Source organism: Azotobacter tropicalis, assembly GCF_059739045.1.
This window is the reverse complement of the sequence record NZ_AP046059.1, coordinates 2,731,731-2,744,973: the sequence shown is the minus strand read 5'-3', so window position 1 is coordinate 2,744,973 and position 13,243 is coordinate 2,731,731. Positions and strand designations below refer to the sequence as shown.

General features: G+C 73.0%; 10 protein-coding genes. All 10 read right to left on the bottom strand.

Annotated features, from left to right (window positions below; all coding sequences use genetic code 11):
- Positions 1–8: 8 nt before the first annotated feature.
- The 10 genes from Atro_RS13105 to tssH all read right to left on the bottom strand — a co-directional run bounded on the left by Atro_RS13105 (position 9) and on the right by tssH (position 13,240).
- A complete protein-coding gene (locus Atro_RS13105; protein WP_497922892.1) occupies positions 9–929 on the bottom strand; it encodes a serine/threonine-protein kinase in 921 nt (306 codons plus the stop codon).
- On the bottom strand, positions 926–1,645 hold the full coding sequence (locus Atro_RS13100) for a PP2C family protein-serine/threonine phosphatase (protein ID WP_497922890.1): 720 nt from the start codon (positions 1,643–1,645) through the stop codon (positions 926–928). The genes Atro_RS13105 and Atro_RS13100 overlap by 4 nt, the downstream gene beginning before the upstream one ends.
- Positions 1,645–5,091: a type VI secretion system membrane subunit TssM gene (tssM, locus tag Atro_RS13095; RefSeq protein ID WP_497922889.1), complete on the bottom strand. Its 3,447-nt coding sequence runs from the start codon at positions 5,089–5,091 to the stop codon at positions 1,645–1,647. Before tssM ends, Atro_RS13100 begins: the two co-directional genes overlap by 1 nt.
- Complete coding sequence (gene icmH / locus Atro_RS13090; protein WP_497922887.1) at positions 5,088–5,948, bottom strand: type IVB secretion system protein IcmH/DotU; 861 nt, start codon at positions 5,946–5,948, stop codon at positions 5,088–5,090. Before icmH ends, tssM begins: the two co-directional genes overlap by 4 nt.
- 3 nt (positions 5,949–5,951) lie before the next feature.
- Entirely contained in the window at positions 5,952–7,283 is a 1,332-nt protein-coding gene (gene tssK, locus Atro_RS13085; RefSeq protein ID WP_497922885.1) for a type VI secretion system baseplate subunit TssK, read from the bottom strand.
- Between the two features lie 3 nt (positions 7,284–7,286).
- On the bottom strand, positions 7,287–7,757 hold the full coding sequence (gene tssJ / locus Atro_RS13080) for a type VI secretion system lipoprotein TssJ (RefSeq protein WP_497922883.1): 471 nt from the start codon (positions 7,755–7,757) through the stop codon (positions 7,287–7,289).
- Entirely contained in the window at positions 7,754–8,938 is a 1,185-nt protein-coding gene (tagH, locus tag Atro_RS13075) for a type VI secretion system-associated FHA domain protein TagH (protein WP_497922881.1), read from the bottom strand. Before tagH ends, tssJ begins: the two co-directional genes overlap by 4 nt.
- Before the next feature lie 22 nt (positions 8,939–8,960).
- Positions 8,961–9,098, bottom strand: a complete 138-nt coding sequence (locus tag Atro_RS13070; RefSeq protein ID WP_497922880.1) for a type VI secretion protein — start codon at positions 9,096–9,098, stop codon at positions 8,961–8,963.
- Positions 9,099–9,162: 64 nt separating this feature from the next.
- A complete protein-coding gene (locus tag Atro_RS13065; RefSeq protein ID WP_497927678.1) occupies positions 9,163–10,677 on the bottom strand; it encodes a sigma-54 interaction domain-containing protein in 1,515 nt (504 codons plus the stop codon).
- Between the two features lie 10 nt (positions 10,678–10,687).
- Positions 10,688–13,240, bottom strand: a complete 2,553-nt coding sequence (tssH, locus tag Atro_RS13060; protein ID WP_497922879.1) for a type VI secretion system ATPase TssH — start codon at positions 13,238–13,240, stop codon at positions 10,688–10,690.
- Positions 13,241–13,243: the final 3 nt, after the last annotated feature.

Here is a 13,243-nt window from a genome sequence, read left to right as displayed (position 1 = left end):
CGGTTTCCTTATCGGTGGCCGAGGCGCAGCCAGCGGCGCAGGCGGCCGGAGGCGGGCGTGCGGAAGGCGGCCTGCAGGGCGGCGGCGTCGATGCGCCGCTTGGCCGGGTCGAAGGCCAGGGCGGTACGCAGGGCCGGCCAGCAGTGCGGCGGCAGTCTTGGCGGACAGACGAGCCGGCGGTCCAGCCCCTGCTCGCGGGCCTGGCGGGCATCGAGACGGGCGAAGGGATGGCGGCCGGCGGCGAGCTCGTAGAGCAGGCAGGCGAGGGCGAAGACGTCCGCGGCGGCACTGAGCGGCGCGCCGTCGAGCAGCTCCGGGGCGGCGTAGCACGGCGTCCAGGCGGCGAAGCGCTCGCGGTCGAGGCGCGGCAGGCCGGGCAGCGCGCCGGGCAGCGGCTGGCCGAGGCCGTAGTCGATCAGGCGCAGGCCGTCCTCGGCGAGGATCGCGTTGCCCGGCTTGAGGTCGCCGTGCAGCACGCCGCGGCGGTGGGAATGCGCCACGGCTCCGGCCAGCGCCACGGCGATTTCGCCCAGCTCGGCCCAGGGCAGGCCCTCGGGGCGCTCGTCGAGCAACCGGTCGAGGCAGGGACCGCGCAGCAGTTCCAGGGTGAAGAAGGCGCGCCCGCTGGCCGGGTCGAGGTCGAAGGCGTGGGCGCGCACCACATGCGGGTGATGCAGCCGGCTGGTCAGGGCGAACTCGGCGTGGAGCAGGGCGTCGGCGTCGGGATGCTCGGCGAAGTCCGCGGCGAGGGTCTTCAGCGCCACCACGGGTTCCGGATCGCCGAACTGCTCGCGCAGCAGGTCGCGGGCGCGATATACCGCGCCCATGCCGCCGACGCCGAGCAGCCGCTCGATGCGGTAGCGGCCGGCGACCAGCGCGGGCAGTTCGCCGCAGGCCGGGCGGACAGCGAAGGAGGGCGGCAGGCTCATCGGCGGATCACCACGGCGCTGAGGTTGTCCCGCGCCGGCCCGGCCAGCACCTGCGCGAACAGGCGCTCGATGGCCAGCGTGGCGAGGGGCAAATCGAGGGCGGTGCCGAGATCCACAGGCTTCAGGCTGCGATGCAGGCCGTCGCTGCAGAGCAGGAAGCGGTCGCCGGGCAGCGTCTCCAGCTCCAGGCTGTCCAGCACCAAACGCTCGCTGGCGCCGACCGCACGGGTAAGCGCCTGGGCATCCGGATGGCGGGCCGCCTGCTGCGGGCGCAGACCCTGGCGGTCGATCAGCTGCCGTTCGAGGGAATGGTCCCGCGACAGCTGGTAGAGGCGGCCGCCGCGCCACAGGTAGCAGCGGCTGTCGCCGGCCCACAGGCAGACGGCGCGCGGGCCGGCGGCCAGCAGGGCGACCAGGGTGCTGCCGGTCGGTCCGCCGGCATGGGTCGCCGCCTGGAACAGCTGGCGGTTGGCCTGCTGCAGGCACTGGCGGACCTGCGCCAGGCGCGTCGGCAGGCCGCCTTCCAGGGCCAGGCCGGTCAGGCGGTCGACGATCAGCCGGCTGGCCAGGGCGCCGCCGGCGTGCCCGCCCATGCCGTCGGCGACCGCCCACAGGCCGGCGCCGGGCCGTTCCAGCACGGCATCCTCGTTGCAGGCGCGGACCTTGCCGGTCTCGCTGCGGGCGGCGCTGCGCCAGGGGGATGCGAGCGCCGTCATCACAGCGCCGCCGGCAGCTGGAAGTCGCGCAGCAGGGCGAGATCGAAGGGGTTCGGCGAGCGCTGGCTGTGCAGCAGGTAGCGCGCCTGGCGGCCCTCCAGGTCGGCCTTGAGCAGCAGCACGTCGCGGCCCTGGTGGTGGTCGACCTCCAGCAGCTCGAGCAGGCGGAACAGCGCCCAGGGGCCGCCGCTGCGCTCGATGCCCACGCGCCGCCCGCCGAGTTCCTCGACCACCAGGCTGGCGCGTCCGTCGCCGGCTTCCACCGGCCAGCGGAAGACTTCCGGTACGATGGGGCCGTGGCGGTATTCCAGCTGGCGGTCGCCGAGGCGGAATTCGGCGCGGCCCAGGCTCGCATCCAGCGCGTAGGGTTCCAGGCGGAACGGCACCGTGGGCTCCTCGGGGTTCTCGGCGAAGAAGCTGCGCTGGATGCCGCGCAGCCGGCCCAGCTGGGCGAGGAACTCGGCGGACAGCGGCAGGCCGCGGCCGTCGACCTGGCGCAGGCGGTACTGGCCGGGACTGCCGCTGAGGAAAGGCTCCAGATAGCGCTCGAAGAAGCTGTCGGCGACGCCGCGGACCTTGAAGAAGGCGCGGAAGTCGGCCAGCGCCACCTCGCTCTCGCTGGCCGCGTCGAACGGGTAGCGCTCGCGCAGCGAGTCGCGGTAGACGGCGTACAGCTCGCTGCGGTAGCGCTGCTCGAGGTGCTGGTGGGCGCCGGCGAGGATCAGCCGCCAGGCGTCTCCGGCGAGCAGCGCCAGCGCATTGCCGAGCGGTTGCGGCAGACGCGCGGCACCGTCCTGCAGCCGGTCGATGGCGTCGCGCCGGCCGCCCAGGCGCGCCCTGGCCTGTTCGAAGGCGGCCTGCTCGGGCGCACCGGCCTGGACCAGGCCGGCCAGCTGCAGTTGCAGGGCGTCCAGCGCCTGCAGGGTGGCGGCCAGCTCGGGCGCGGCGCTGCCGGCGTCGTCGAGCAGCCGGTGCAGGGGCTCGAAGCGCCGCTCCAGAGTCTGGCGCGCGCTGTCCGCAGGGTGCGGCGCCAGCTCCGCGGCGGTCTTGCCGGGCACTGCCGGGATCTTCTCCAGTGCCTCGGCGAGCGGCGCAGGACCGTCCAGGCGGGTGTTGTCGCGCACCTCCTGGAGCAGGGCGAGCAGCGGCGAGCTGGCCGCGCCCAGCCCGGCCAGCTGCCCGGCGCCCTGCGCCAGGTCGTCGAAGGGCTCCAGCGACAGCCGTGCCAGGATCTCGCCCCAGTGGTTGGCGTAGTCGCGCAGATACAGCTGCTCCAGCTCGGTCAGCAGGCGCTCGAAGTCCTTGCCGCTCAGCTCCTCGCTCTCGCCGAGCACCCAGTTGTCGCGCAGCAGGCCGCGCACCAGCCCGGCGCCCTGGGCGACGAAGAACTGCCGGTAGCCGCTTTGCGTGTAGAAGCCGGGGATCGGCTGGTCGGCACCGCGGATCAGCGCGCCCTGCGGGCCGAGCTTCGCGGCCAGGCGGTAGTCGGGCAGGCGGCGTGCCTGTTCGCCGAGCATGCGGTAGACCACCGCCGCCAGCGACTCGCGGCGCAGCGCCTCGCGGGCCTGGGCGAGCAGGCGCTGATCGAGCGGGTAGGCGGCGAAGGGTTCGGCGAGCAGGCGGGCGAGGTGCTCGTTCAGGCCGCGCTGGGCGCTGGCATCGCCCGGATGGCGTTGCGACCAGTCGGCGGCCAGCCAGTCCTTGAGGTAGTCAGCGTCGCGGCGCTCCTCCAGATTCAGCATCAGGTAGGCGCGCAGGCTGCCCAGCAGGCGCTCGCGGTCGCCGAGGCCGGCGCGGATCTGCGCCTCCAGCTGGTGGGCGACGCGCGGCAGCAGCAGCTCCTCCAACTGACGGCGGTAGGCACGCTGCAGGATCGGCGCGACCGCGCCGCCCTGGTACAGGCCGCCGCGCTGCAGCCAGGCCAGCTCGCCGGCCGGCGGGAACACCCGGGTCGCGGCATGGCTGGCATCCAGCGCCGCCAGGCTCTCGCGGGCCTCGTCGCGGGCGCCGAGCGTCTGGCGTGCGCGTTCGAGGCGTTCGGCGCCGGCGCGCAGCTGTTCGAGGCGCTGGTGGTTGGCGGCAAAACCGTTGGCCCAGAAGGCGCCGACCAGCGCCAGGCAGGCGAGGGCGCCGGCGTAGAGGCCGCGCTGGCCCCAATCGAGGCGCCTCTGCCGGCGCGGGTCGAGCCCGGCCAGTCCGGCTTCGGCGAAGATCACCCGCTCCAGCAGCCGGCGGATGAAGCGCGCACGGCCGTGGCGCAGGCTCGGCAGGTTGCCGGACAGGCCCAGTTGGCGGCCGATGCCGGCGGTCAGCGGGTCGAGCTGCAGGTCGAGGTGCGGCGCGCTGGTCAGGTAGAAGCCGCGCAGCCGGCTGGCGCGCTGGTAGCGGTTGCCGGCGAAGGCCAGCTCGACGAACAGGCACAGGCGCTCGCCGAGCCGGCCGAGCCGGCGGGGGAAGTCGAGGATGCGCCCGCGCCGGCGGCTGTCGCGCTCTTGATGCAGGCGGGCGATCAGCTGGTCGTTGAGCCGGCGCAGCAGCGCCTCGAACTCCCCGCGCACCACCGCGGCGGCGGTGCCGTCCTGCTCGCGGCGGAAGCTGGCACCGAACACCTGCTCGCTCTCCTCGCGCGACAGCGCATCGAAGCACTCGTCGAAGCCGGGCAGCCGGTCGGCTTTGCCGAGCACCAGGTAGACCGGCAGCTCGACGCCCAGGCGGCGGTGCAGCTCGTGCAGGCGCTGGCGGATCTGCCGGGCCAGGCTTTCCAGTTCGGTCTCGCTGGCCTCGCCCAGCCAGGCCAGGGGAACATTGACCAGCACGCCGTCGAGCGGACGGGCACGGCGCCGGCGCAGCAGTTCGAGCAGGGCGTGCCAGGCCGCGCCGTCGACCGATGGCTCGGGCTGGGTCAGGTAGCGGCCGGGGCTGTCGATCAGTACGGCGCGCTCGCCGAAGTACCACTGGGCGTGGCGGGTGCCGGCGATCTCGTGGGTCAGGCGCCCGACGTCGCCGCGGTTGAGCGGGAACTCCAGCCCGGAGAAATCCAGGAGGCTGGTTTTGCCGCTGCCCTGGGGGCCGAGCAGCAGGTACCAGGGCAGTCCGGCGCCCCTGAGGGTACGCAGGGCGTCGTGGAAATTCTGCTGCAGGGCGGCCTGTTCCTCGCCGATCAGCCCCTCGCGGCGCAGGCGCTCGCGGGCCTCGTCGTCGGCCTCCGCGGCCAGTTGGCGGCGGCGGGCGCGCCAGCCGGCGAAGACCAGCGACAGCCCCCAGGCCAGGCAGAGCAGGGCGATGCTCGACAGCCGGCTGGTCGGCGACGCCCAGACCTTGTAGTCGGCGACGGCCAGTAGCGGGCCGGCGTGCCAGACGAGAAGGGCCGCGAGCAGCAGCAGGCAGAGACTCCACACCCAGGTGCGGCGGAGACCGGCGACGAGCGTGGCGAAGAGCTTCCTCATGGCTTCTGCTCCCCCGCGAATGCCTGGAACGGCTGCAGCACGCGTTCGCGCTGCTCGCCGAGCACCCAGGCGAAGCCGCCGTAGAGCAGCGTCAGGCAGAGCAGGGTGGACAGCGCCAGCAGCCAGCCGGGGACGAGGCGCACCAGACGCCGGCGACCGTCCTCCAGGCCCTGCCAGTGCGGCGAGATGTCCCGCGGCACGTCGCCGCGCAGCTGGCGGATCTGCCGGTACAGGGCGTCGCGGATCGCCTCCAGTTCGAGCATGCCGCGCGGCAGCACGCGGTACTGGCCCTCGAAGCCGAGCGCCAGGCACAGGTAGATCAGTTCGAGCAGCGCCAGGTGCTTGACCGGGTTGCGGCCGAGGCGCTCGAGCAGGCGGAAGACTTTCTCGCCGCCGAAGGTCTCGTTGTGGAAGCGGCTCAGCAGGCTCATCTGCGACCACTCGCTTTCGTCGCCCCAGGGTGTGCTCACCACCGCCTCGTCGAGCAGGGTGCAGAGCACGTAGCGGGCGGCCATCACCGCGCTGTTCTCGACGCCGGCCTCCAGGGCGCGCTGCTCGAACAGCTTGAGTTCGTCGCCGAGGCGCCGGTTGAGCGCGTGCAGGTCCTCGGCCTGTTCGGCGTGGCGCAGGCGCACCGTCTCGGCGAGCAGCTCGGCGGCGGCGCCGGCCAGCGGATTGAGGCCGGGGTTGAAAGGCTCCGCCGGACGCAGGCGGGCGGCGTAGATCATCCGCTCTTCCAGCTCCTCGTAGCGCGGCGGCGCGGCGAAGTCGGTCAGCGGGCTGTGCGCCGGGGCCTCGCCCCGGCGGTCGAGGATCACCGTGCGGTCGTCCCCGGCGTGGTCCATGTCGCGCATCATCGGTCAGCTCCTGATCGCCCAGAATTTCAGTTCCAGCCCGGGCAGTTCGCCGGAGACGTGGAAGGCGAAGCCGCCGGAGTGCTCCAGCTGCGCCAGCTCCTCGGCCGCGGGCTCCAGGGCGAAGTAGGTCTTGCCGGCATGGAAGGGGATCTGCCGCGGCGCCACCGGCAGCGGCCGGACGCGGATGCCCGGCAGGTGCAGGTTGACCAGCTGGCGGATGCGCTCCACGGCGCCGGCCTTGAGGTGCGCCGGCAGGCGCGTGCGCAACTCTTCCGGATCGCATTGGGCGCTGGCGGCGAGCACGAAGGTGGCCGTGCCGAGCAGCCGGTGGTCGTGCAGCGGCGAGACGCGCACGCCGTACTGGCGCTGCTGCAGCGGCAGCTCGATGGCGTGCTGTTCGAGCACCATCGACAGCACCTGGCGCAGCGCCTCCAGCAGTTGGCGGAAGCAGGCGCCCTGGTCGGCATGCAGGTAGCGGCCGTCCAGACGCGGGCGCTTGCTTTCGCTGGAGAAGGTCGCCAGCTCGCCGAGCAGGCCGAGCAACTCGCGGTAGAGCAGCTCCGGATGTACCCGCTCGAGGCCGAGAAGGTGGCGCAGCACGGGTTCGTGGCGGTTGATCAGCTGCAGCATCAGGAAGTCGCCGACCTCGGCGCCGCCGACGCTGCCGGTGGCGCGGATGCGCTCGGCGAGGACGTCGCCGCGCTGGGCGAGCATGCCGATCACCTCCTTGAGACAGGCCTGCAGCCAGGGCGAGGCCTGTACGTCGAGGACCGTGGGCACGAACCGCGGATCGAGAACGATGGCCCCGTCCGGGCCGCTGTCCTGGATCTCGCCGAGCTTGAGGCGCACCCAGGCCTGCTCGCCGCGGGCCTCGCCGAGCAGCAGGCGCAGGTCCGGGCGGGCGGTGGCGACCGCGCTGCTGGCGTCGTCGCCGGCATTGCAGTCGGCGACCTCCTGGTCGTGGGCGACGTAACGCGCCTGCACGTCCTGCTGCTCGGCGCGGCGGATCTCGATGCGGTTGCCGGTGACCAGCGGCAGCGCCAGGTACACCGGGGTCCCGGCGCTGTTCGGCGGCACGTCGACGGCCAGCGGCTCGCCGGCGGCGTCGATCTCGAACAGGCTGCCGTCGGGCAGGATGCCGCTGGCGGCGCTCACCACCAGCTTGCCGAGGGCGAGGAACTGGCGGTCGATCTCCAGGGCGGAGAAGCCCCAGGCATGGCCGCTCAGCAGGCGGGTGCGGGTCCTGAGCTGCTCGTCGTGGTAGCGGTCGCTCTGCTGGAAGTGCTGGGGACGCAGGAGCATGCCCTCCTGCCAGATCACCTTGTGCTGGGGCATGGGTCAGTCCTCCGCCGGCTGCCGTTCGATGCCGTGCGTGCCGAGCGCCAGCGCGATGCGGTTGCGCTCCCGTTCCGCGAGAGGGACGACGTAGCGCCATGCGCTGTCCGGCAGGTCGCGGTAGGCGGCGAGCACGCCGAGATAGCGGCTGCCCGGCTGCACCGAGAGCTTCAGCTCGCGACGTTCGCCGGGGCGCAGCTCCAGCTCCTCCAGGGCCGCCAGGTCCGGCGCCAGGGTCTCCTTCGGCCGCTGGTAGAGGCTGAAGAAATCGGCGTTCTCGAAGGCCACCGGATGGCGCAGCTCCACCAGGCGCAGCACGATGGGCGAGGGCCGGCCGTGCAGGTCGGGATTGAGCCCGTCGCCGGCGGCGAGATCCAGGTCCAGCTTGGTCAGCCCGGAATGGGGCGACAGCGCCGAGCAGCCGCCGAGCGCTAGCAGCAGGGCGGGAAGGAGGGGGCGAAGCATGGGGGTCATCCTTGCAGGTCGGTGTCGAGGGTGGCGATCAGGCGCACCTGTTCTTCGTAGGTCCGGGCGAAATCGCGGGCGAGCAGCCGCTCGCGCCATTCGTCGTCGCGCGCCAGGCTCCGGTGCAGACGGCAGTAGGCGCGCCAGCGGCCGCCGGCGGTGGCGATGAACGGCTTGCGCTCGCGCTCGAAGCGCGGGATCAGCCGCTCCGGGGCGAACTGGTCGAGCAGGCCGCCGAGCGCCGCGCGGCTGGCAGCGAGCAGCGCCACCTGATGCGCCTGCAGGTCGCGGAAGGCGCGGCTGACCGCCTGTGCCGCGGGCAGCTGGCCGGGCCGCCGGTCGCGCAGCAGCAGGTTCAGCGCCTCGGCGCTGTCGGCGCCGTGCTTGAGCGGGTTGTGCCCGGCATTCTGGAGGGTGGTCTGCGCCAGGCGCAGCTCGTTCTTCAGCTCGCTGCGGGTGCGCAGGGCCTGCTGCAGCTGGCCGACGCTGTGCCGCAGCAGGCGCGCAGCTTCCAGTGCCAGTGCCTGGCGGGCGTCTTCGTCGAACTCGCCGAGGTCGATACCGAGGGCCGCGCCGTAGCGCGTCCAGAAGTCGGCCGAGTGTCGTGTCGCAGGCGACTCCGGCAACGCTTGGCTTTCCGCCGCCACCAGCTCCGGCAGCAGCAGGCTTTCCCGCTCGATGCGCGCTGCGTCATGGGGCTGGCCGGGCGATGCGGGCAGCGGAACGAGCAGGGCGAAGTCGTCCTCCGCGCCGGAGAACGGCACCGGCTCCGCTAGCGCGGTGAGCGGATCGAGCTCGAGAAAGGCATCGTCGGGGATCAGGCTGCCGGCCGGCTGCGGACGGCCGACCTCGGCCTCGAAGGTCGTGTCCTGCAGCAGCCGTGCGCGGATCTCGACATCGCCCAGGCAGTAGATGCAGCCGTGCTCGATGCGCTGCGGGCAGCCCTTGTCCAGGCTGGCGCCGCCGGCCTTGAGGCGGATGCCGTTGCTGCTGGTGTCGGTCAGGTAGAAGGCGCCGTCGCGCCAGCTCACCGCAGCGTGGTGGGCGGAGAGGATGCGCCGGCGGTCGGGGATCATCCAGTCGCAGTCCGCGGCCCGGCCGATGGTGCCGCCGGCCCGGCCGAAGGTCTTGCTGCTTGGGATATCCGGCGCCCGTTCCGCTGCGCCGACCACTTCGAGAACCAGTTCCATGGTCTGTCTTCCTTCTTTGCTTCTAGCGCCGACCGCGCTCGAGCGCCTGCGGATCGCCCAGCGGACGGTACTGGTGGTCGTCGAAGCGGTAGTTGCCGCCGCAGCCGGCGAGGCCGAGGGCCAGGACCAGCAGGGCGACGGACCTGTAGCGGTGTTTCATGGGCAATTCTCCAGCGGTGACACGTGATGGTTGTTTCACGTGGAACAGGCAGACGGGCATGGGCTCATATGTCCGCTGCGCGGATGCTCAGCCGCTCCATGCGGTACAACAGGGTGCGCCGCGGCAGGCCCAGCTCGCGGGCGGCCTGGCTCTGGTTGCCGCCGTTCTTGCGCAGGCTGTCGAGCAGCAGGTTGCGCTCGACGCGCTCCAGGCGCTGGCGCAGGTTCAGGGTGCTGTCCTGGTCCTCGGGGCCACGCTGCAGGTCGAAGTGCTCGGGCAGCAGCTCGCCGCCCTCGCAGAGCAGTACGGCGCGCTCCACCAGGCCCTTGAGCTCGCGCACGTTGCCGGGGAAGGCGTAGGCGGCCAACTGCTCCAGCGCGGCATCGGACCAGCGGCAGGCGTCGCGGCCGAGGAAGGCGCAGGCCTTGGCGGCGAAGTGGCGGGCCAGGCGCAGGATGTCCTGGTCGCGCGCGCGCAGCGGCGGCAGCGCGATGGGGAAATGCGCCAGGCGGTAGAACAGGTCCTCGCGAAAGCGTCCCTGCTCGACCAGGGCGCGCAGGTCGCGGTGGGTGGCCGCGACGATGCGCACGTCGACCCGGTGGGCCGCGGTGGCGCCCAGCGGGCGTACCTCGCCCTCCTGCAGCACGCGCAGCAGCTTGGCCTGCAGGAGCGGCGGCAGGTCGCCGACCTCGTCGAGGAACAGGGTGCCGCCGTCGGCGGCGTCGAACAGCCCCGGCCGGTCGCGGTCGGCGCCGCTGAAGGCGCCCTTGCGGTAGCCGAACAGCTCGCTCTCCAGCAGGCTCTCCGGCAGCGCGGCGCAGTTCTGCGCGACGAAGGCCTTGCTGCGGCGCAGGCCGCAGTCGTGGATGGCGCGGGCCACCAGCTCCTTGCCGGTGCCGGTCTCGCCGGTGAGCAGCACGCCGACCGGGTTGTGCAGCACCTTGCCGATCAGCCGGTAGACATCGCGCATCGCCCGGCTGTCGCCGATCAGTCCGTAGTCGGCGCTGGACGGCAGCGCGTCCGGGCGCTGCGTAGCCGGCTCGCTCCGAGGGGCGTGCAACTGGCCGAGCAGCCGGCGCTGGGCGAGGGCGAAGGCTCCGAGTTGCGCCAGGGAGTCGGCGAAGCCCTGCAGCTCGCGGGGCCGCCGGCTGGCAACCAGCAGCAGGCCGGCGGCCGTTCCCTGGCCGCCGGTCAGCGGCAGACACATGAGGCTGCGCCAGGGCTGGAGGCCTTCGGGCAGGAAGTCGCTCGGGTAGAGGCCGGCGTCCAGCTCGTCCAGGCAGAGCCTACGGTTCTGGCACAGGCAGTATTGCAGCAGCTGTCCGCCGGCGTAGTCGCTGGACAGAGCGGGCCTCTCCAGTGCCTGCAGGAGGCCATCCAGCCACTGGGCGACGAGCTCCAGACGGCTGTGGCCGGCATCGAGCAGGTACAGCTGGCCCAGCTCGCAGGCGGACAGCTGGGCCGCCGCCCGCACCAGACCGTCCTGCAGGGCGGCGGTACCGCCGGCGCGGGCCAGGCGGGCGTAGTGCCCGAGCAGGGCTTCGGCGTAGCGCAAGGGCTGCGGGATGCAGGCGAACAACGGCGACAGTTCAGGCGAATTCACAGACCAGCCCTCCCTGGCCGTCAAGGGTGGCATGCACGCGCTCGAGCAGTTCGCCGCCGGCCATCGCCGCCAGCAGGCGGTCGACCACCAAGGGCTGCAAGTGGCGCTCGATCAGTCGCTCGATCGTGCGGGCGCCGCCGTCATCCCGGGCGCAGCGCTCTGCCAGGTAGCCGACCAGCGCCGGACTGTGGCTGAAGGCGAGGCCGCGGCGCTGCAAGCGTTCGCCGAGGCGCGCCAGCTGGACCTCGACCAGCTCGCGCAGCCGTTCGGCGTCCAGCGGGTAGTAGGGCACCACCTGCATGCGCGCCAGCAGCGCCGGCTTGAAGTGCCGGGCGAGCAGCGGGCGGATGGCCTGCTCGAGCGTCTCGACGGCGGGCCGGCCTTCGGCGCAGAGTTCGACGATGCGCTCGCCAGCGAGGTTGGAGGTGAGCAGGATCAGGCAGTTGCGAAAGTCGATCTGCCGCCCTTCGCTGTCGGTGACCAGGCCCTTGTCGAAGATCTGGTAGAAGAGGTTGAGCACTTCGGGGTCAGCCTTCTCCACCTCGTCGAGGAGGATTACCGAGTAGGGCCGCTGGCGCACCGCCTCGGTGAGCAGGCCGCCCTCGCCGTAGCCGACGTAGCCGGGCGGTGCGCCGATCAGCCGGGCGACGCTGTGCTTTTCCTGGAACTCGCCCATGTTGAGCGTGGCGAGGAAACGCTCGCCGCCGTAGAGCAGGTCGGCCAGGGCCAGGGCGGTCTCGGTCTTGCCGACGCCGCTCGGGCCGACCAAGAGGAACACGCCGAGCGGCGCGTCGGCGCGCTTCAGCCCGGCGGCGCCGGCGCGCAGCGCGCGGTCGAGGACCTGCACTGCCTGATCCTGTCCGCGCAGGCGCCGACGCAGGTCGTCGGCGAAGCGGGCGATGCGCTGGCTGTGCTCGCCGGCCAGTTGCTCCAGCGGCACGCCGGTCCACTGGGCGATCACCTCGGCGACCAGCCGCGGGCAGACCTCGAAGCTGACCAGCCGCTGCCCGGCCTGGGCGGCGGCCAGCTCGGCCTGGACCTGGTGCAGCTCGTCCTGGCGCACGGCCCGCTCCGCGTCGTCCGCCCCGGTATATTGCCGGCGCCGTTCGAGCAGCCGTTCGGCCAGCGCGCGCTGGACGCCCCAGTCATTCTCCAGCGCCTGCAGTTCGTTGCGCAGCCTGGCCAGGTGCTCCTCCAGCGCGACCAGGGCTTCGGCGTCGATCGTCAGCCCGGCGTCCCGGTCGTGGCACAGGGCCTGCCGGCGGCGTTCGCCCTCGGCGAGCTCGCCGCGCCGCCGCTCGATGGCTCCGGGTGCCGCGGCCAGGCCGATGCGCACCCGCGCGCAGGCGGTGTCCAGCACGTCCAGCGCCTTGTCCGGCAACTGGCGGCCGGGCAGGTAGCGCGCCGACAGCTCGGCGGCGGCGACCACCGCGTCGTCGCGCAGGTAGAGGCCGTGGCTCTGTGCGTAGACCGGTGCCAGGCCGCGCAGAATGGTCACCGCCTCGTCCAGCGTCGGCTCGTGCAGATAGACCGGCTGGAAGCGCCGCGCCAGCGCCGGGTCCTTCTCGAAGTAGCGGCGGTATTCGCCCCAGGTGGTGGCGGCGATGGTGCGCAGCGCGCCGCGGGCCAACGCCGGCTTCAGCAGGTTGGCAGCATCCGCGGTGCCGGCCTGGCCGCCGGCGCCGATCAGGGTATGGGCCTCGTCGATGAACAGGATGACCGGCTGTGGCGCGGCCTGCACTTCGTCGATCAGCCCCTGCAGGCGCCGCTCGAACTCGCCCTTGAGCCCGGCGCCGGCCTGCAGCAGGCCCAGGTCCAGGCCACGCAGCTCGACGCCCTGGAGCGCCGGCGGCACCTCGCCGGCGGCGATGCGCAGGGCCAGGCCCTCGACCAGTGCGGTCTTGCCGACCCCGGCCTCGCCGACCACGATGGGGTTGTTCTTGCGCCGCCGGGCGAGGATGTCGATCAGCTGGCGGATCGCCCCGTCGCGGCACAGCACCGGGTCGAGCCGGCCTTCGCGGGCCTGGGCGGTGTAGTCGTGGGTGAAACGCGCCAGCATCGACTCCGTGACCGCTGCGCCACCCGGCGCCTGGCGGGCGAGGGCGAAGTCGCGCAGGCGATCCGCGTCGATCCGGGCGAGCAGCGCCTGGTAGCGGGTGCCGGCATGCTGCAACGGGTTGCGCAGCAGGGCGAGAAGCAGCGCGGCATCGTCGATCCGGCTCTGGCCGAGCTCCAGGCTGGCCTGCAGCAGGGCAGCCTGCAACCACTGCAGCAGGGCGGCGGCGAACACCGGATTGCGCGAGGCGCCGGCCTCGCTGCGCGGCTGCAGTGCCAGGGCCAGCTCGCCGGGCTCGATCCCGGCGTCCGCGAGGGCGCGACCGAGCAGGCCGTCCGGGCGCTCGAGCAGGCCGAGCAGCAGGTCCTCCACCAGTACCTGGCTGCCGCCGCGGGCCACGCAGCGTTCGGCGGCACCTTCCAGGTCGCGGCGGCTGTCGGCGTCGAGGGTCCGTACCAGCTGTTGCAAGTCGACGTTGAGCATTCT

Bases quoted from the DNA above. Each gene is read 5' to 3' on its own strand.
- tssJ (WP_497922883.1), bottom strand. From the start codon at position 7,757: ATGACCCCCATGCTTCGCCCCCTCCTTCCCGCCCTGCTGCTAGCGCTC.
- tagH (WP_497922881.1), bottom strand. From the start codon at position 8,938: ATGGAACTGGTTCTCGAAGTGGTCGGCGCAGCGGAACGGGCGCCGGAT.
- tssM (WP_497922889.1), bottom strand. From the start codon at position 5,091: ATGAGGAAGCTCTTCGCCACGCTCGTCGCCGGTCTCCGCCGCACCTGG.
- tssK (WP_497922885.1), bottom strand. From the start codon at position 7,283: ATGCCCCAGCACAAGGTGATCTGGCAGGAGGGCATGCTCCTGCGTCCC.
- tssH (WP_497922879.1), bottom strand. From the start codon at position 13,240: ATGCTCAACGTCGACTTGCAACAGCTGGTACGGACCCTCGACGCCGAC.
- Atro_RS13105 (WP_497922892.1), bottom strand. From the start codon at position 929: ATGAGCCTGCCGCCCTCCTTCGCTGTCCGCCCGGCCTGCGGCGAACTG.
- Atro_RS13100 (WP_497922890.1), bottom strand. From the start codon at position 1,645: ATGACGGCGCTCGCATCCCCCTGGCGCAGCGCCGCCCGCAGCGAGACC.
- Atro_RS13070 (WP_497922880.1), bottom strand. From the start codon at position 9,098: ATGAAACACCGCTACAGGTCCGTCGCCCTGCTGGTCCTGGCCCTCGGC.
- icmH (WP_497922887.1), bottom strand. From the start codon at position 5,948: ATGATGCGCGACATGGACCACGCCGGGGACGACCGCACGGTGATCCTC.